Origin of the sequence: Pseudomonas caricapapayae (assembly GCF_001400735.1) — a bacterium.
Lineage (GTDB): Bacteria > Pseudomonadota > Gammaproteobacteria > Pseudomonadales > Pseudomonadaceae > Aquipseudomonas > Aquipseudomonas caricapapayae.
The window spans coordinates 1-17185 of record NZ_LJPW01000075.1 but is presented as its reverse complement, the minus strand read 5'-3'; the positions used below and the strand labels follow the sequence as shown (position 1 = coordinate 17185).

19 protein-coding genes and 1 pseudogene are annotated in these 17185 nt (G+C 55.8%); 9 read left to right on the top strand and 11 right to left on the bottom strand.

Annotation, left to right across the window (positions count from 1 at the left end):
- Positions 1–79: 79 nt before the first annotated feature.
- Positions 80–1291 (bottom strand): tyrosine--tRNA ligase, encoded by a 1212-nt coding sequence (tyrS, locus tag ALO80_RS11580; RefSeq protein ID WP_055009104.1) that lies wholly within the window; start codon positions 1289–1291, stop codon positions 80–82.
- Between the two features lie 201 nt (positions 1292–1492).
- On the opposite strand from tyrS, the gene ALO80_RS11575 reads away from it, so the two are divergent.
- Together ALO80_RS11575 and ALO80_RS11570 are read left to right on the top strand one after the other, a co-directional pair.
- Complete coding sequence (locus ALO80_RS11575; RefSeq protein WP_055009103.1) at positions 1493–2917, top strand: peptidoglycan DD-metalloendopeptidase family protein; 1425 nt, start codon at positions 1493–1495, stop codon at positions 2915–2917.
- 3 nt (positions 2918–2920) lie between these two features.
- The gene (locus ALO80_RS11570) at positions 2921–4015 is read left to right on the top strand and encodes an anhydro-N-acetylmuramic acid kinase (protein WP_054987092.1); all 1095 of its coding nucleotides are present in this window, start codon (positions 2921–2923) and stop codon (positions 4013–4015) included.
- A gap of 63 nt (positions 4016–4078) precedes the next feature.
- On the opposite strand, the gene erpA is transcribed toward ALO80_RS11570, so the two are convergent.
- Together erpA and argC are read right to left on the bottom strand one after the other, a co-directional pair.
- Entirely contained in the window at positions 4079–4429 is a 351-nt protein-coding gene (erpA, locus tag ALO80_RS11565; protein WP_002551953.1) for an iron-sulfur cluster insertion protein ErpA, read from the bottom strand.
- 153 nt (positions 4430–4582) lie between these two features.
- Positions 4583–5617 (bottom strand): N-acetyl-gamma-glutamyl-phosphate reductase, encoded by a 1035-nt coding sequence (argC, locus tag ALO80_RS11560; protein ID WP_055009102.1) that lies wholly within the window; start codon positions 5615–5617, stop codon positions 4583–4585.
- 133 nt (positions 5618–5750) lie between these two features.
- On the opposite strand from argC, the gene hemJ reads away from it, so the two are divergent.
- The 5 genes from hemJ (at position 5751) to coq7 (ending at position 9246) form a co-directional block, all read left to right on the top strand.
- Entirely contained in the window at positions 5751–6179 is a 429-nt protein-coding gene (gene hemJ, locus ALO80_RS11555) for a protoporphyrinogen oxidase HemJ (protein WP_055006362.1), read from the top strand.
- A 108-nt stretch (positions 6180–6287) separates the two neighbouring features.
- Positions 6288–7196, top strand: coding sequence for a DUF805 domain-containing protein (locus ALO80_RS11550; RefSeq protein ID WP_055009101.1), 909 nt, complete (start codon positions 6288–6290; stop codon positions 7194–7196).
- Between the two features lie 63 nt (positions 7197–7259).
- Positions 7260–8036, top strand: coding sequence for an SDR family NAD(P)-dependent oxidoreductase (locus ALO80_RS11545; protein WP_054987088.1), 777 nt, complete (start codon positions 7260–7262; stop codon positions 8034–8036).
- A gap of 102 nt (positions 8037–8138) precedes the next feature.
- The gene (locus ALO80_RS11540; protein WP_055009100.1) at positions 8139–8477 is read left to right on the top strand and encodes a histidine triad nucleotide-binding protein; all 339 of its coding nucleotides are present in this window, start codon (positions 8139–8141) and stop codon (positions 8475–8477) included.
- Between the two features lie 121 nt (positions 8478–8598).
- A complete protein-coding gene (gene coq7, locus ALO80_RS11535; RefSeq protein WP_054987086.1) occupies positions 8599–9246 on the top strand; it encodes a 2-polyprenyl-3-methyl-6-methoxy-1,4-benzoquinone monooxygenase in 648 nt (215 codons plus the stop codon).
- 66 nt (positions 9247–9312) lie between these two features.
- Here the strand turns inward: coq7 and speD are convergent, their stop codons facing one another.
- Positions 9313–10107 carry an adenosylmethionine decarboxylase gene (speD, locus tag ALO80_RS11530; protein WP_002551946.1) on the bottom strand — a complete coding sequence of 265 codons (795 nt, stop codon included), beginning with the start codon at positions 10105–10107 and terminating at the stop codon, positions 9313–9315.
- Between the two features lie 242 nt (positions 10108–10349).
- The gene (locus tag ALO80_RS11525; protein WP_055009099.1) at positions 10350–10772 is read right to left on the bottom strand and encodes an OsmC family protein; all 423 of its coding nucleotides are present in this window, start codon (positions 10770–10772) and stop codon (positions 10350–10352) included.
- 210 nt (positions 10773–10982) lie between these two features.
- Between ALO80_RS11525 and crp the strand changes: the two genes are divergently transcribed.
- A complete protein-coding gene (gene crp, locus ALO80_RS11520) occupies positions 10983–11627 on the top strand; it encodes a cAMP-activated global transcriptional regulator CRP (protein ID WP_054987084.1) in 645 nt (214 codons plus the stop codon).
- An 11-nt stretch (positions 11628–11638) separates the two neighbouring features.
- On the opposite strand, the gene ALO80_RS11515 is transcribed toward crp, so the two are convergent.
- The 5 genes and pseudogenes from ALO80_RS11515 to ALO80_RS29445 all read right to left on the bottom strand — a co-directional run.
- A complete protein-coding gene (locus ALO80_RS11515) occupies positions 11639–12334 on the bottom strand; it encodes a lipoate--protein ligase family protein (RefSeq protein ID WP_055009098.1) in 696 nt (231 codons plus the stop codon).
- A 24-nt stretch (positions 12335–12358) separates the two neighbouring features.
- A complete protein-coding gene (gene trpC / locus ALO80_RS11510; RefSeq protein ID WP_055009097.1) occupies positions 12359–13195 on the bottom strand; it encodes an indole-3-glycerol phosphate synthase TrpC in 837 nt (278 codons plus the stop codon).
- A complete protein-coding gene (gene trpD, locus ALO80_RS11505; RefSeq protein WP_055009106.1) occupies positions 13192–14241 on the bottom strand; it encodes an anthranilate phosphoribosyltransferase in 1050 nt (349 codons plus the stop codon). Before trpD ends, trpC begins: the two co-directional genes overlap by 4 nt.
- A 21-nt stretch (positions 14242–14262) precedes the next feature.
- Positions 14263–14862, bottom strand: coding sequence for an aminodeoxychorismate/anthranilate synthase component II (locus ALO80_RS11500; RefSeq protein WP_054987081.1), 600 nt, complete (start codon positions 14860–14862; stop codon positions 14263–14265).
- A 522-nt stretch (positions 14863–15384) separates the two neighbouring features.
- Positions 15385–15572: pseudogene (locus tag ALO80_RS29445) on the bottom strand (DUF4113 domain-containing protein); the annotation flags it as partial.
- A 126-nt stretch (positions 15573–15698) separates the two neighbouring features.
- Between ALO80_RS29445 and ALO80_RS29440 the strand changes: the two are divergent.
- The gene (locus ALO80_RS29440) at positions 15699–16622 is read left to right on the top strand and encodes a trypsin-like peptidase domain-containing protein (RefSeq protein WP_083493243.1); all 924 of its coding nucleotides are present in this window, start codon (positions 15699–15701) and stop codon (positions 16620–16622) included.
- 239 nt (positions 16623–16861) lie between these two features.
- Here the strand turns inward: ALO80_RS29440 and ALO80_RS31740 are convergent.
- Positions 16862–17185, bottom strand: a 324-nt coding sequence (locus ALO80_RS31740) for a hypothetical protein (RefSeq protein ID WP_144434217.1), incomplete at its 5' end; no start/stop codon positions are given.

Below are 17185 nucleotides of genomic sequence, written 5' to 3'. Positions count from 1 at the left end.
TTGATCTACAAGGCTTTTTCGTTTCCGTCTGCGCCGGAAGTGGGGCGAATTATAGACAGATCACAGAGGGCGTCAACCGTTATTTTGAACTTTCTTCGAAAACCAGAGTAACTCGCCCGAAAGCCTTCTTGCCAGCCTGGCAGACATGAGTCGAACCCAGCTTGAATACAAAGCTGCGATCAACCACCTCACCATCTATACGCACACCACCAGATGCCAGCAGGTCACGCGCAACCGCGGCGTTCTTCACCAACCCTGCCTTATTAAGAACAGCCGAGATCGGCATATCTTCTGCAGCAGCCACGGACATCTCTGGCAGATCATCCGGCAATTCGCCTTCCTTCATACGGTTACCCGCAGAGCGGTGCGCGTTGGCCGCAGCCTCTTCGCCGTGAAAGCGTGCCACCAGCTCTTCAGCCAGCTTGATTTTGATATCACGCGGATTGGCACCCGATTCACAATCGGCCTTCAGCCCGTCGATTTCTTCCATGGAGCGGAAGCTCAGCAGTTCAAAGTAACGCCACATCAGGGAATCAGGAATCGACACCAGCTTGCTGTACATGATGCCCGGCGCTTCCTGAATGCCGACGTAGTTACCCAGCGACTTGGACATCTTCTTCACGCCGTCCAGCCCTTCGAGCAACGGCATGGTCAAGATGCATTGCGGCTCCTGACCATAAGCACGCTGAAGCTCGCGCCCCATCAGCAGATTGAATTTCTGGTCGGTACCACCGAGCTCGACGTCAGCCTTCAAGGCCACGGAGTCATAACCCTGCACCAGCGGGTAAAGGAATTCGTGAATGGCGATGGACTGATTGCTTTTATAGCGCTTGTCGAAATCGTCACGCTCAAGCATTCGGGCGACAGTGTACTGCGAGGACAGCCGAATGAAGTCGGCCGGACTGAGCTTGTCCATCCAGGTCGAATTGAATGCGACTTCGGTCTTGGCCGGATCGAGAATCTTAAAGACCTGAGACTTGTAGGTCTCGGCGTAGTCAAGGACCTGCTCGCGGGTGAGCGGCGGACGAGTAGCGCTTTTACCACTCGGGTCGCCGATCATGCCGGTGAAGTCACCGATCAGGAAGATGATCTGATGTCCGAGATCCTGGAACTGCCGCAGCTTGTTTATAAGCACGGTGTGCCCGAGGTGGAGATCGGGGGCCGTCGGATCGAAACCAGCCTTGATACGCAGCGGCTGGCCACGCTTTAGCTTCTCGACCAGCTCGGCCTCGACCAGGAGTTCATCTGCACCGCGCTTGATCAGCGCCAGCTGCTCTTCAACCGACTTCATTTCAGTCCCCAATTCAAAGGGAACCAACCTTACAAGATCAGAGCCCAATTACAAGTTTTGCCCAGCGTTTGCCTGCGAATCAGTGACTGATACGCGGGAAGGGTTGCTTCGAGCAGGTTTTGGTTATATTTTATACAGTTATTTCATCTTCATCATGTCATTCATCTTTTCCATTTCACCTTTTTCAAAGTCAAATTACCTATGAAAGACACACCGCCTAAAGCGCCCCCGCTTTATCCGAAGAGTCACCTGCTCGCTGCAAGCGGCATCGCCGCATTGTTGAGCCTGGCTCTCCTGGTTTTTCCTTCCAGCGAAGTCGAAGCCAAACGAACGAACCTTTCCCTTGATCTGGAGATGCCGGATCAGGACGTACAAGACCAAGACGCTCCGCAAGCCACTCAAGCCACACCTGAAACCACCGAATCGCCATTTGCGCAGATCGACAACGCCGAAGAACAGACTCAGGACACCGCCACAGCAACGCCCGAAGCAGAAAAGCCGGCACCAGCCGCTGCAAAAGACCCAAACCATCGAGAAGTCACGGTCAGCAAGGGCGACACCCTTTCTACCCTGTTCGAAAAAGTCGGACTGCCAGCCGCTACCGTTCATGAGGTACTGGCCAGCGACAAACAGGCCAAGCAATTCAGCAAGCTGCAGAACGGGCAAATCCTGCAGTTCGAGCTTTCGCCGGACGGCCAGCTCAAGCAACTGCATACCAAACTCAGCGAACTCGAGACCATCAGCCTGTCGAAATCGGCTTCCGGCTTCGTTTTCAATCGCGAGATCAGCAAGCCCAACGTGCGCAATGCCTATGTGCACGGGGTAATCAACAGCTCCCTTTCGCAGTCTGCGCAACGCGCCGGCCTGACTCACAGCATGACGATGGATATGGCCAACATCTTCGGCTACGACATCGACTTCGCGCAGGACATCCGCAAGGGTGACGAGTTTGACGTGGTGTACGAGCAGAAAGTGGTCAACGGCAAAAGTGTCGGCACAGGTAACATCCTGTCCGCCCGCTTTACCAACCGTGGCAAGACCTACACCGCCGTTCGTTACACCAACAAACAGGGCAATACCAATTACTACACGGCCGATGGCAACAGCATGCGCAAGGCATTTATCCGTACGCCGGTAGACTTTGCACGCATCAGCTCAATGTTCTCGATGGGCCGCAAGCACCCGATCCTCAACAAGATCCGCGCCCACAAAGGCGTCGACTATGCTGCGCCACGCGGCACGCCGATCAAGGCAACCGGTGATGGCAAGGTTCTGCTCGCCGGCCGTCGCGGCGGATACGGCAATACGGTCATCATTCAGCACGGTGACACCTACCGCACGCTGTATGGCCACATGCAAGGCTTCGCCAAAGGCGTACAAACCGGCGGAACCGTCAAGCAAGGTCAGGTAATCGGCTATATTGGAACTACCGGCTTGTCCACAGGACCGCACTTGCACTATGAATTCCAGGTCAATGGCGTTCACGTAGACCCGCTGGGCCAGAAGCTTCCGATGGCGGATCCGATCGCCAAATCCGAAAAACAGCGGTTCATGCAGCAAAGCCAGCCTTTGATGGCGCGCATGGATCAGGAAAAGGCCACCACGCTGGCCTCGAATAAAAGGTAATCCATGGACTTCTTCTATATTGGTGTGATGTCCGGCAGCAGTCTCGATGGGATTGATATCGCCCTTTTGAAGCAGGATGACCGATCAAGGCTTCTGGCCACTCACTACATCCCCATGCCGGAAGACCTGCATGCCGAGTTGCTGGGGCTTTGCTCCAGCGGCGTGGATGAGCTCGCGCGCGCGGCAATTGCGGAGCAGAAGTGGTGCAGACTGGTCGCACAGGGCGTGCAGACCTTGCTGCAAGATCAAAACAGAGTGGCCGCCGAGATCCGCGCCATTGGCAGCCACGGCCAGACAATTCGTCACGAGCCCGCGCGCGGCTACAGCGTTCAGATCGGTAACCCTGCGCTGCTGGCAGAGCTGACCGAGATCACCGTGGTGAGCGACTTCCGCCGTCGCGATATCGCAGCTGGCGGACAGGGCGCACCGCTCGTGCCCGCCTTCCACGAAGCGCTCTTCGACGACAATAAAGATCACCGCGCGGTATTGAACATCGGCGGGTTCAGCAACCTGAGCCTGATCGAATCCGACCGCCCGGTCGAAGGCTTCGATTGCGGGCCTGGCAATGTCCTGCTTGATGCCTGGATACAATCGCAGCGCCATGAGAGCTATGACAAGGACGGCGCCTGGGCGGCGAGCGGCAAGGTTGATGATGCACTGCTCAAGAAGCTGCTCAGCGATCAGTTCTTCCTGACCAAAGGCCCCAAGAGTACAGGCCGGGAAGTGTTCAACCTGGGCTGGGTGCACCATCATCTGTTTCAGCTACCCACGCTGGCACCGGAGGATGTGCAGGCCACTCTGCTGGAACTCACGGCACTGACCATCACAGAGTCTCTGCAATCCGCACAAAAAATTACCAAAGAGCTTCTGGTATGTGGCGGTGGTGCTCATAACAAGGCACTGATGAAACGCCTCGCCGAGCTGCTGCCCAATACCGAGGTAAAAAGTACTCAGGAATTTGGCGTAGACCCCGACTGGGTCGAGGCCATGGCGTTTGCATGGCTGGCACATTGCTGTCTGGAACGCGTCCCGGCCAATCGCCCGACGGTAACCGGCGCAAAAGGCAGACGTGTTCTAGGCGCGATCTATCCCGCCTGACCTGCTGCCTGAACGCAAAACGCCGCTCGATGAGCGGCGTTTTTGTTTGCAGCTGCGAACTTGTCAGATCGAAAACGAGGAGCCGCAACCACACGTGGTGGATGCATTCGGGTTCTTGATGACGAATCGCGAACCTTCAAGCCCTTCCTGATAATCGACCTCTGCGCCAGCCAGATACTGGAAACTCATCGGATCGACCACGAGGCTCACGCCCTCGCGCTCGACGATGGTGTCATCGTCTGCGACGTCTTCATCAAACGTGAAGCCGTACTGAAAACCCGAGCAACCGCCACCGGTAACAAATACACGCAGCTTGAGACGATCATTGCCCTCTTCGTCGACCAGGGTTTTCACCTTGTGCGCTGCATTTGGAGTGAACTCCAAAGCGGTAGGCGTGAAGGATTCGACACTCATGTCAGATATCTCCCGGCGTTAGCCGTCGTAATGCGTAATGACGGCATTATCCGCTTCTCCCAGAAAATCGGTCAACTATTTGGTGGAGGGACAGCTACAAGGTACAGGCGCATGGCCACAGCCTTTGCCTTGCAACCTGGAGCCTGAGGCCTCTTAAGGCATCATGCCAGCATGAGACAGCCCGGCACGCTCATCCAGACCGAACAGGATGTTCATGTTCTGAACCGCCTGACCTGAAGCGCCTTTCACCAGGTTGTCGATCACCGATAGCACGACAACCAGATCGCCACCCTGCGGGCGATGCACCGCGATGCGGCAAACGTTGGCACCACGCACACTGCGCGTCTCGGGATGGCTACCCGCTGGCATCACATCCACAAACGGCTCGTCGGCGTAACGCTTCTCGAACAGCGCCTGAATATCTACCGAGCGATCAGTCACCGTTGCATAGAGCGTGGAGTGAATACCACGAATCATCGGCACCAGATGCGGAACAAACGTCAGGCCGATGTCACCACCTGCCGCGCGGCGCAGGCCCTGGGTGATTTCAGGCAAGTGACGATGGCCTTTTACGGCATAGGCTTTGAAGCTTTCATTGGCTTCCGAATACAGAGAACCAATGTTCAGACCACGGCCCGCACCGCTGACGCCAGATTTACAGTCGGCAATCAGGCGAGTGTTGTCGGCAATGCCCGCTTCCAGCAACGGCAGGAAGCCCAACTGGGTAGCTGTCGGATAGCAGCCAGGCACCGCGATGAGCCGTGCGTTCCTGATCTGCTCGCGATTGACTTCCGGCAGCCCGTACACCGCATCCTGCAGCAACTGCGGAGCACCGTGAGGCTGACCGTACCACTTGGCCCATTCGACCGGGTCCTGCAGGCGGAAGTCGGCAGACAAATCGATCACTTTGGTGCCTGCAGCAAGCAGCTCACCGGCCAGCGCATGAGCGACCCCGTGAGGCGTAGCGAAGAACACGACGTCACAGGCCCCCAGGGTTTTCACGTCAGGTACGCTGAAAGCCAAGCCGTCGTAATGACCTCGCAGGTTCGGGTACATGTCGGCGACCGGCATCCCTGCCTCGGAACGCGAGGTGATCACCACGACTTCTGCCTGCGGATGCTGTGCCAACAGACGCAGCAGCTCGACCCCGGTGTAACCCGTGCCGCCGACGATACCGACCTTGACCATAACCTGCCCTCAACGAAACAACTGGAAAGCGGTCGATAATAGGAGCCTATCGCCTCTGCGACAACCGACAACGTGACGTACGGACGCACAAGACACTACTATTCGGCCACCGTGAACCTGGGAATAATCAAAAATGCTCTATCTATGGATCAAAGCACTGCATGTCATTTCAATGGTCTGCTGGTTTGCAGCCCTCTTCTATCTGCCAAGACTGTTCGTTTACCACTCGATGAGTGAGGACACGATCAGCCGTGAGCGTTTCATGGTGATGGAGCGCAAGCTCTACCGTGGCATCATGACTCCGGCGATGATCGCAACACTGATCTTCGGCGGCTGGCTGATCAGCTTTGATGCCAGCGGTTATTTCAGCCAGGGCTGGATGCACGCGAAGCTAACGCTGGTTTTCCTGTTGATCGGCTATCACCATGTCTGTGGCGCGCAGGTCAAACGCTTCGCCCGCGGAGAAAATGGCCGCAGTCATGTGTTCTATCGCTGGTTCAACGAGATTCCTGTACTGATCCTGATCGCCATCGTCATTCTGGTCATCGTCAAACCCTTCTGACCCGATAAGCACCGGCCTTATCAGTCACGCGACAGGGCGCCGGGCTTTACCCAAGGGGTAATGCAAGCGCCCGGTACTGTTCTCAAACTCAAGACAAGGAAGCCCTGTATGGCCGATTCCCACTTCAAGATCGTATTTGAGGGACAGGTGCGTGAAGGTGTCGAACCAGACACCGCAAAGGCCAACCTTGCGGGGCTGTTCAAAAGCGAATCCGCTGCAGTGCAGAAGTTGTTCAGTGGCCAACCGGTCGCGCTCAAGCGCGGGCTGACCTACACCGATGCCGAGCGCTACCTGAAGGCACTGAACGACGCAGGCGTCGAAGCACGTATCGAACCTGATAGCGACATCAGCCTGAGCCTTAATGAAGCGACCAGCCAGCCGCTACAAAAACCTGCGCATCCGGAAATATCGCCCTATGCGCCGCCCAAGGCTCAGGTTGGCGGTGATCAGCCGGAATATGCACCTCTGAAAGCCCTGAGTATCCATGGGCGCATCGGACGCTTGCGCTACCTGGCCTGGAGCCTGGTATTGAGCGCGGCAGCGTTGGCACTGGTGGCCGTATGCCTGCTGGTCATGAACGGGTCACTGGTCGCAGGCGGGCTGCTGATCGCAGTAGTTCTCGTAGCATTCGCCGTCATCGGCGCCCAGATCGGCATACAACGGCTGCACGACATGGGCTGGTCGGGCTGGCTCTTGCTGCTGACGATGGTGCCCTTCATAGGCAGCGTCTTCCCGTTCCTCATGTTCCTGCTGCCCGGTACAAAAGGCACCAACTCGTTCGGTCCACCGCCGCCACCGAACTCGAAAGGCGTGAAGACGCTGGCCATTCTATGGGTGTTGTTACTGCCCCTTATTCTGATCGGCATCACTGCCGGCGGCGCAGGCATGCTGCGCGACGAGCTGGAATTGCAGACCGACGAGTATGAGCAATCCCTCCCATACGATGATGACGAAGACCGTGACAGTGCCTTGAACGTGCCTGTGGAAGTCAACAAAGAGCTCAAAGAAACCGAGTGACCCGTAATAGACTGCTCACGGCTCGGCAGACTGCCGGGCGCAATATGCTCAATGGAGAACTGCATGACCCGTTACGCCCTGATCACCGGCGCGTCCAGCGGCATAGGCCTGGCGATGGCCGAAGCACTGGCTCGTCGTGGTCGCAGCCTGATCCTGGTCGCCCGCCAGCGCGACCTGCTGGAAACCATTGCGCTGGAATTGACTCAGCGCTTTGGCGTGGAAGTGCTGTTTCGTGCATGCGATCTGGGCGAGCCTTTACGGCTCTCGGGCTTTCTGCTGGAGCTGGAAGACGGTGCCCATCAGATTGATCTGCTGGTCAACGCAGCAGGTATCGGCACCTGCGGGCCGTTTCTGGCTCAGGACTGGAGCGCCGAGCAGGACCTGATCGACCTGAACATTCTGGCACTGACGCGTCTGTGCCACACGGTCGGCAACCTGATGGCCATTCAGGGTGGCGGGCAGATCCTCAATGTCGCTTCGGTGGCGGCTTTCCAGCCCGGCCCGTGGATGAGTACCTATTACGCCAGCAAGGCTTATGTGCTGCATTTTTCCGAAGGGCTGCGCGAGGAAGTAAAGAAGGCCGGGGTGAAAGTCTCGGTGCTCTGCCCTGGACCGACCAGAACGGCTTTTTTTCGTACCGCGCAGTTGCAGGTCAATATCGATAACCTGATGAGCCCAGAAGAAGTGGCGCTGTATACCGTTCGGGCGCTTGCAAAAGACCGCGCGGTTATCATTCCCGGCTTCAGTACCAGGCTGTGGACGTTCAGCCCGCGCCTGGTTTCGCGCTGGCTGGCTCGCCAGATCAGCGGCTACATCAACAAGAAGTACTGCCCGCGCTGACAGACAAACGGCTGGGCGAGCGGTGCCTTGCTCAGTACACTCAGAGGCACTGTTGCACAGCGATACATGCGACGACCATCAACCGACAAGGAGCAAACGGCTGTGGAAACTTTGTTCACCAAGATCATCAATCGGGAAATTCCGGCGAAGATCATCTATGAAGATGATCAGGTACTGGCCTTTCACGATATCGCCCCGCAGGCACCGGTGCATTTTCTGGTTATCCCGAAAAAGCCCATTCGTACCCTGAACGATCTGACCGAAGAAGACAAAGGCCTGGCTGGGCATATCCTGTTCACCGCACAGCGCCTGGCCACTGAACTGGGCTGCGAAGAAGGCTTTCGCGTGGTCATGAACTGCAACGAGCTGGGCGGGCAGACCGTCTATCACATTCATATGCATGTGCTGGGTCAGCGTCAGATGAACTGGCCGCCGGGCTGATCAGATGTTTCCGGGGTTTGCAGCCGTTCAGCGATCGTCATGATCGCTGAACGGGCGATACAAGCCCTGCTGCCTCCGGCTGATTCGGGTAAACTGCCTGCATGATCTTCCGGAGGTGCCCATGGCTACCGAACGTCACTACTCCCCCCTCGACCGTCTGTTACTGCAAGCCGATAGCGCGATGCGCACCTTGCTGCCATCGAGCGCTCATTCGCGGCGCCCTTCACCTGCGGTTGTCAAACCCGATCACAAGATGAGCGATGTCGACACCCGCCATGTAGCGGGCCTGATGCGCATCAACCACACCGGTGAAGTCTGTGCGCAAGCGCTTTATCAGGGGCAGGCGCTGACGGCGAAGCTGCCCAAGGTGCGCAAGGCGATGGAGCATGCGGCTGAAGAGGAAATAGACCATCTGGTCTGGTGCGAACAACGCATTCATCAACTTGGCAGCCACACCAGCGTGCTCAACCCGCTGTTTTACAGTCTGTCCTTCGGGATCGGTGCTGTAGCCGGGGTCATCAGCGACCGGGTCAGCCTGGGCTTTGTTGCGGCAACAGAGGATCAGGTCTGCAAGCACCTGAGCGAACACCTGGAGCAATTGCCGACCGAAGACGGAAAGTCCCGGGCCATTCTGGAACAAATGCTCAGCGATGAAGAGCACCACGCTGAATCTGCGCTGGAAGCAGGCGGCTTTCGTTTCCCGGCACCGGTCAAGTTCGGCATGAGCGTATTGGCCAAGGTCATGACCAAGTCGACTTATCGCATCTGACGACGAGACACGTTCCATAAAAAAGGCGCCTGCAAGAGGCGCCTTTTTAATATCCGAACTGCAGGTTTATACCGCCACGTTACGGCCGTAGAAGATTTCCAGCATTTCGTGTTTGACCTTGGCGGTCACTTGCTCGCGCTGCTCGGCAGACAAGTTGCTGGTGGCATCGCCGAACAGGTAGTTATCCAGCTCGAACTGTTTGAGCAGCATCTTGGTGTGGAACAGGTTTTCCTGATACACGTTCACGTCGGTCATCTGGTAACCGTTGCGCGTGTCTTCAGACAGGTAATTCTGGATCGAGTTGATTTCATGGTCGATGAAGTGCTTCTTGCCTTCCACGTCACGGGTAAACCCGCGCACACGATAATCGACAGTCACGATATCCGACTCGAACTTGTGAATCAGGTAGTTCAACGCCTTGAGCGGTGAAATAACGCCACAGGTCGACACATCGATATCCACGCGGAACGTGGCGATGCCGTCCACCGGATGAATTTCCGGGTAGGTATGGACCGTGATGTGGCTCTTGTCCAGGTGCGCCAGAATGGTTTCCGGCAGTGGACCTGGCGACTCTTCGATCTGGCTTTCGGTAGGCGTCACCGGCTGTTCCGAGATCAGAATGGTCACACTGGCACCTTGTGGATCGTAATCCTGACGCGCGATGTTCAGGATGTTGGCACCAATGATATCGACAACATCAGTCAGAATCCGCGTCAGGCGTTCTGCGTCGTACACACTGTTGATGTATTCGACATACGCCTGCTGGTCCTGCGGGGTTTCCGCATAGCAGATGTCATAAATGTTGAAGCTCAAGGTCTTTGTCAGGTTATTGAACCCGTGGAGCTTGAGTTTGCTTTTCACCGTTAAAAACTCTCTATATGGGTGCGGCGCCAGCCGCGTGATCAAGCATGCCCGTCAGTTGAGTCCGGCTCATCTGCGTAGGACGGTTAACACCTCTTCGCGTTGGCGATTTTGGTTGTCTGTTCGGGCCGGCAGCAGAAAACCAATACAGGCTGCGCCCTGAAAAAGTGGCGCATTATGCAGACGTCCGAAGCCGTCTGCCAGAGTGTGCGCCGTTTTTATGATCGTTGTATGTCTGGCGTTCAGGTCAGTTCGACAATTTCATAATCGTGAGTGATCTTCACGCCCGCGTTCCCGAGCATGATCGAAGCGGAACAATACTTCTCCGCCGACAGTTCGATAGCCCGCTTAACCTGAGCTTCTTTCAGCCCGCGGCCCTTGACGACGAAGTGCAGGTGAATGCTGGTGAACACTTTTGGATCTTCATCTGCGCGCTCGGCTTCAAGAAACGCCTCGCAGCTTTCCACCGGCTGGCGCGACTTTTTCAGGATGCTCACCACATCGAAGTTGCTGCACCCGCCCAGACCGATCAATACCATTTCCATTGGGCGTACACCCAGATTGCGGCCGCCGCTTTCAGGCGGGCCGTCCATCACTACCACATGACCGCTGCCGGACTCACCGAGGAACATGGCTTCGCCAGCCCATTGAATGCGTGCCTTCATCGCCAGGACTCCACTGTAAAAAAGGGGTCGCCAGCTTAGCACAGCACCAAAAGCTGCCCGGAGGCATTGAAAAAAATGCTTTTTGTTGGAAACGCGTAGGATTATTCGCAAATAGCCCCCTACACGTCCGGAAAAGCTGCTGAGAATGCAGCCTCAGCCGATACCTATAGGTATGCCATTTGGCCATACACCTTATTTCGGAAGTCACGCATGGTCGCAATAACCTTTACCCCCAAAGCAAACAGTCTGGACAAGCTGCTGCCCCATGCAGAACGCCGCCGCTGCCCCGCGAAGAGCAACATTATCAATGCGGGTGATCGCTCTGAGTCTCTGTTTCTGATTCTCAAGGGCTCAGTCACGGTTCTGATCGAAGACGACGAGCGACGCGAGATGATCGTTGCCTATCTCAACAGCGGAGATTTCTTCGGTGAGCTGGGTCTGTTTGAACAGCCCGGACACGAGTCCGTACGTAGCGCATGGGTGCGTGCCAAGACCGAGTGCGAAGTGGCCGAGATTTCATACGTAGCCTTCCGCGAACTGACCCGCCAAGAGCCGGAAATCCTCTATGCACTCGGCAGCCAGATGGCTGATCGCCTGCGCAATACTACGCGCAAGGTAGGTGACCTGGCGTTTCTCGACGTTACCGGCCGAGTGGCTCGCACGTTGCTTGAGCTGTGCAAACAGCCGGATGCGATGACCCACCCGGACGGTATGCAGATCAAGATTACCCGTCAGGAAATCGGACGCATCGTCGGCTGTTCGAGGGAAATGGTCGGTCGAGTGCTTAAAGCTCTGGAAGAACAGAGCCTGGTCAACGTCAAGGGAAAAACAATGGTGGTCTACGGCACACGCTGAAGCTCTGGCATTCAGAGCTCAGCGAGCAGACGCCGGTAGGCTTGCGCCAGGCGCTCCAGAACATCGACATCTGGAAACACCTCATGCAAGGCGATGTGGCTTTCGGCTCTTACACGCGGTTCAAGTTCGCAAAGTTCGTTGAAGCGGTTCACTGCGCCCGCCATCTGTAGGCGCTCGTCATCCAGCAACAACGCGCCATGAGCCAGCACCACCGGACGCGTGCCGCCCTGATTCTGGCGCCAGCGCTGGGCGGTTCCGACCATCTTGCGAGCATTGAGGTTGACGTTGAAGCGACCGTCACAGAATGCACCCGGCACCTCACCCAGCGAAGCTTGCCCACCCAGCTGTTCCAGCAGGTCGAGAATCGGCTGACACAAGCGCAGGTAGGCGGTTTCTATGCGGTCCCGATCAACGTCATTGTGCGGCTGTGCATAGACCAGCGCGATATTCACCGTGGCCGAGGATTGCGGCACCGGCTCACCACCGGTTTCACGCAACAGCACCGGCCAGCCATTATCAGCCAGGGTCTCGCTGGCTTCGGCAAACCCCGGCAAGCGGCTCATACGGCGCGGCATGACCAGTGCCCGGTCATTGGGTCGCCAGAACAGCAATCCATGATCGGCAGCGCCGGTGCATACAGACGCCAGAAGGTCCTGCTCGGCCTGCAAGCCTTGTTCGACGCAGATGTCGATGATCGAGTCTTGCATGCCGGACCTCAGCGTGGTGTTCAGTCAGTCGATGGACGGGCCGCTAGCCGCAGGCTTGCGCTCAGGAAAAAACAGCCGCTGCAACTCGGCGCCAGGATGTTCGGCGCGCATGAAAGCCTCGCCTACCAGGAACGAATAGACATCGTTGATTTCCATCAGCTCGACATCCGCACGGTTGAGAATGCCGCTTTCAGTGATGACCAGACGATCACGCGGGATACGGGGCAGCAATTCCAGCGTGGTTTCAAGGCTCACTTCAAAAGTGTGGAGGTTGCGATTGTTGACCCCCACCAGCGGCGTATCAAGCGTCTTGAGTGCGCGTTCAAGTTCGTCGCCGTCGTGTACCTCGACCAGCACATCCAGCCCGACACGCTTGGCGACGGCGGCCAGCTCAGCCATTTGCACGTCAGTCAGCGCCGAGACGATCAGCAGAATGCAGTCAGCGCCCAGCGCGCGCGCCTCGACGACCTGATAAGGGTCGATCATGAAGTCCTTGCGGATCACCGGCAGGTTGCACGCCGCACGCGCTTCCTGCAGGTAGGCATCGGAGCCCTGAAAGAAATCGACGTCGGTAAGCACGGACAGGCAGGTTGCGCCCCCCGCGTGATAGCTTCTGGCAATTTCGCCTGGCAGGAAGTTTTCCCGGATGACGCCCTTGCTCGGCGAGGCCTTCTTGATTTCCGCGATGACAGCAGGCTGCTTCAATCTGGCCTGAGTGATCAGCGCATTGGCAAAACCACGGGGTGCGCCAGCCCTGGCGGCCTGCTGCTCAAGTTCAGCCAGACTCACAATCGCGCGACGGGCCGCGATTTCCTCGGTCTTTCGAGCAAGAATCTTTTCCAGTACGGTTGGCACGCTCATGCTTCGTTCTCCTGTTTGAATACCGCCGTGAAGGCACCCAATTCTTCCAGCTTTTCCTGCGCGAGGCCTGTGTGCAGGGCATCATGCGCCAGTGCCACACCCTCTTTCAGGCTGGTGGCATGGTCGGCAGCATAAAGCGCGGCACCGGCATTGAGCACGATCATTTCCGCAGCTTTCTGCCCATTTTCGGTTTTGCGCCGACCCAATGCATCGCGAATCAGTTCCAGCGAAGCTGCCGGACTTTCCACCGCCAGGCCATACAGACTCTGGCTTTTTATACCCAGGTCTTCAGGTTGTACCCAGTATTCAGTCACTTCGCCATTTTTCAGCTCGGCCACGAAGGTCGGCGCGGCCAGGCTGAACTCGTCCAGGCCGTCCTGTGAATGCACGACCAGCACATGCTTGCTGCCCAACCGCAGCAACACTTCGGCCAGCGGGCGGCACAGCGCCTGATTGAACACACCGACGATCTGGTGGCGAACACCCGCCGGGTTGGTCAGCGGCCCCAGCATATTGAACAATGTGCGCAGCCCCAGCTCGCGGCGCGGCCCGGCAGTATGCTTCATGGCCGTGTGATGAGACTGGGCGAACATGAAACCGATGCCGACGCTGTCGATGCAGCGCGCCACCTGCACAGGCGTGAGGTTCAGATAAACCCCGGCGGCCTCCAACAGATCGGCACTGCCGCTTTTACCCGAGACAGCACGATTACCGTGCTTGGCCACCGTGCAACCCGCAGCTGCGATGACGAAAGCAGAAGCCGTCGACACGTTGAAGATATTCGCGCCATCGCCGCCCGTACCCACGATGTCGACCACGCCGTCCAGGGTTTTCAGTTCAACCTTGCCCGCCAGCTCGCGCATGACCGAAACCGCACCGACGATCTCATCGATGGTTTCACTCTTCATGCGCATGCCCATCAGAAATGCACCGATCTGCGCCTCGGTGCACTGGCCGGTCATGATCTCGCGCATGACATCGCTCATCTCGTCAGTGGTCAGGTCCAGCTGGTTGACCACGCGATTGAGCGCATCTTTGATATTCATGGGGGTATTCATAAAAAGTCCTTAGCCCTGACGATGGCCGCCGTTCTGCTTGAGAAAGTTGGCGAACAGCTCGTGGCCTTGCTCGGTCAGGATCGACTCGGGGTGAAACTGTACCCCCTCAACGTTCAGTGTCTTGTGGCGCAGGCCCATGATCTCATCGACCGAGCCATCTTCCAGCGCCGTCCAGGCGGTCACTTCCAGGCACTCGGGCAGAGTCTCCTGCTTGACGACCAGCGAGTGGTAACGGGTGACCACCAACGGATGATTCAAGCCCTCGAACACACCGCCGTCTTCGTGAACGACCGGGCTGGTCTTGCCATGCATCACCTGACGCGCGCGCACCACATCGCCACCGAACGCCTGACCGATGGACTGATGCCCCAGGCAGACGCCCAGAATCGGCAGCTTGCCTGCGAAGTGTCTGATCACGTCAAGCGAGACGCCAGCCTCATTGGGTGTACACGGGCCAGGCGAAACCACGATGCGCTCGGGGTTGAGGGCTTCGATCTGGGCAATGGTCAATTCGTCGTTACGAATGACTTTGACATCGGCGCCCAGCTCACCGAGGTACTGCACGACGTTGTAGGTAAACGAATCGTAGTTATCGATCATCAGCAGCATTTTGCTATTAACCTTTTGAATTTACTGGCTTTTAGTTAGCCCCCTTGAATTTCGTACCCGCTTTTGTACCCGCTACTATGTTTGCTTGGTAACGGTTGCTTTGCAGGTAGTCGGAAATAAACACAGGAGGCCAGAGTTGGCGGATTGAAAAATTCAGGTACGCCAACGCCAGCGGGCATGGGCCTTGATCACACGCATCAAGAGTCTGCTGACCAATGTCACGAAGGGAGTCTCATGTAGGGGTTGCAGGACAGTAGCGTACCCAATCCTACGGTGCAATATCATTGTACGATAACAAATTCCTTGATCTCAGGACGAGGGGCATCCGTGGCCGCGCTGATGACTTGAAGCTTCGGGTCCTAGGGTTTGTCTGAAAAGTCTTGTTACCGTCCCTGTAGCTCCTTTTTAGCGCCTTACAGGTACGTAAAATCAACAAGTCAGAGCGCGCCTCAGGCTATTTCTGACGGCAATCTAGTACTTTTCAGACAAACCCTAGCAACGCATCGTCTGACGCACAACGGATCACCCACTTTGAACAACCCACAGCTGATCGAGCCTTGTTGTGTAGATTTGGCTCATCATCTCGCGACGCATAGCCCACTTAAACACATTCCTGTCCTTAGCGTCCCTCCACCCCTGCGAGCATAGATCTCGTCCTGCACGCCCATCACCTTCCCTACCACCGCAGGCTGTGACTGCGCGAACAACTCATTCGTGAGCCCCGCGAACTGGGGAAGACTCACCTACAGACTCTTTCCCTTGCAGTCCTTCGCGCGCTCACTTCACTGATGCTTGAGCTACCATCATGACATCCACACCACATGAAGAGATCTCGAATGCTCAACAATAACCCCATCACGCAACTAATACATAGTACAGTGAGAATCTTATGCACAAGCATTAGCGGTAAGACATCCTCAGGCACCGGATATATTTTCCTATTCTGCGAAAAAACAAATGGTGATTGCATACCTTGCATTGTAACGAATAAACATGTTGTAAAAAATGCGAAACGAGGCTCATTCAATTTAACGCTAAAAAATACCGACGGCACGCCGAAGTTAGGCTCACACGAATCTGTAACAGTCGAAAACCTAGAACAGTACTCCATACTTCATCCAGACCCTGCGATTGATCTAGTGGCATTCCCGATAGCCCCAATACTCCACCACGCCAAAAGAAATGACAAGGATTACTACATAGCACCAATTAAAAATGATTTAATTGCCAGCCTTGAATTTCTAACTTCACTTTCTCCAATGGAAGAAATAGTGATGATTGGATATCCTAACGGCATTTGGGATGAAACCCACAATTTACCGATAATTAGGAAGGGGATCACAGCCACCCACCCCCTGCTGAGAATGAATAACAAACCAGAGTTCCTAATTGATGCAGCCTGCTTCCCAGGCTCATCAGGCTCACCCGTTTTTTTAGTGAACATAGGTGGATTCTTAGATCACGAAGGAAACTTTTGTGTAGGAAACCGCGTTAGACTCCTGGGAACGCTGTACGCAGGACCTCAACATACTACTGAAGGCGAGATCGTTATAGTTGATGTGCCAACAGATACAAAGCCTGTCGCCATTGGCACAATACCCAACAACTTAGGCTACGTAATTCAAGCAAGTGAACTTTTTAAGCTAGAAGCAGAAATTGATGCAAAACTTAATTCACCTACCCCCCCAGCATCACGCAACGCTGATTGCCCCTGCGGGAGCGGAAAGCGTTACAAGCACTGCTGCGGAACCGCGGAATAAATCAAAATACGATTGCACTTTTTAACCTCCACAACTGCTTAAAAACTCACAGAAGTCCGACTAAATATGCCGGCAATAAAAATAACCAATTGCCGGCCCTCATTTTGAAATAATCCCTCCAGACACATGTCTCACAAACGCTGCCAGGCTGCAGACAGGCTTTCTCGATCCGTGACAGATAATGGGAGGCCCCGTCGTGACAGTACCGAACAAGACACCTTCCTCTCTTCTGACCAAGCCTAAACTAAATACTTTTGACCCAGACTAAGCGCAATCAGAAAAACCAGCAAAAAACAACAAACTATGAACGGCATCATGAGAAGATACCTATAGCGCTTCGGAAGCCTGCTTAACTCTTGGGCGTCTACCAAACCTCTTTTTGCGTGCATCTTTGGCATAATTAACACCATTGAAATTATGCCTCCCCTCATTACTTTACCAAGCAAACCAGCATTTGACCAAACACGCTTATTATCCTCTATGTAAGAGCAATTCGAGAGACGACTTTCTATAGCCTCAATATATATATGAGCTATCAGCATCATAGCAACCAGCACTAACCC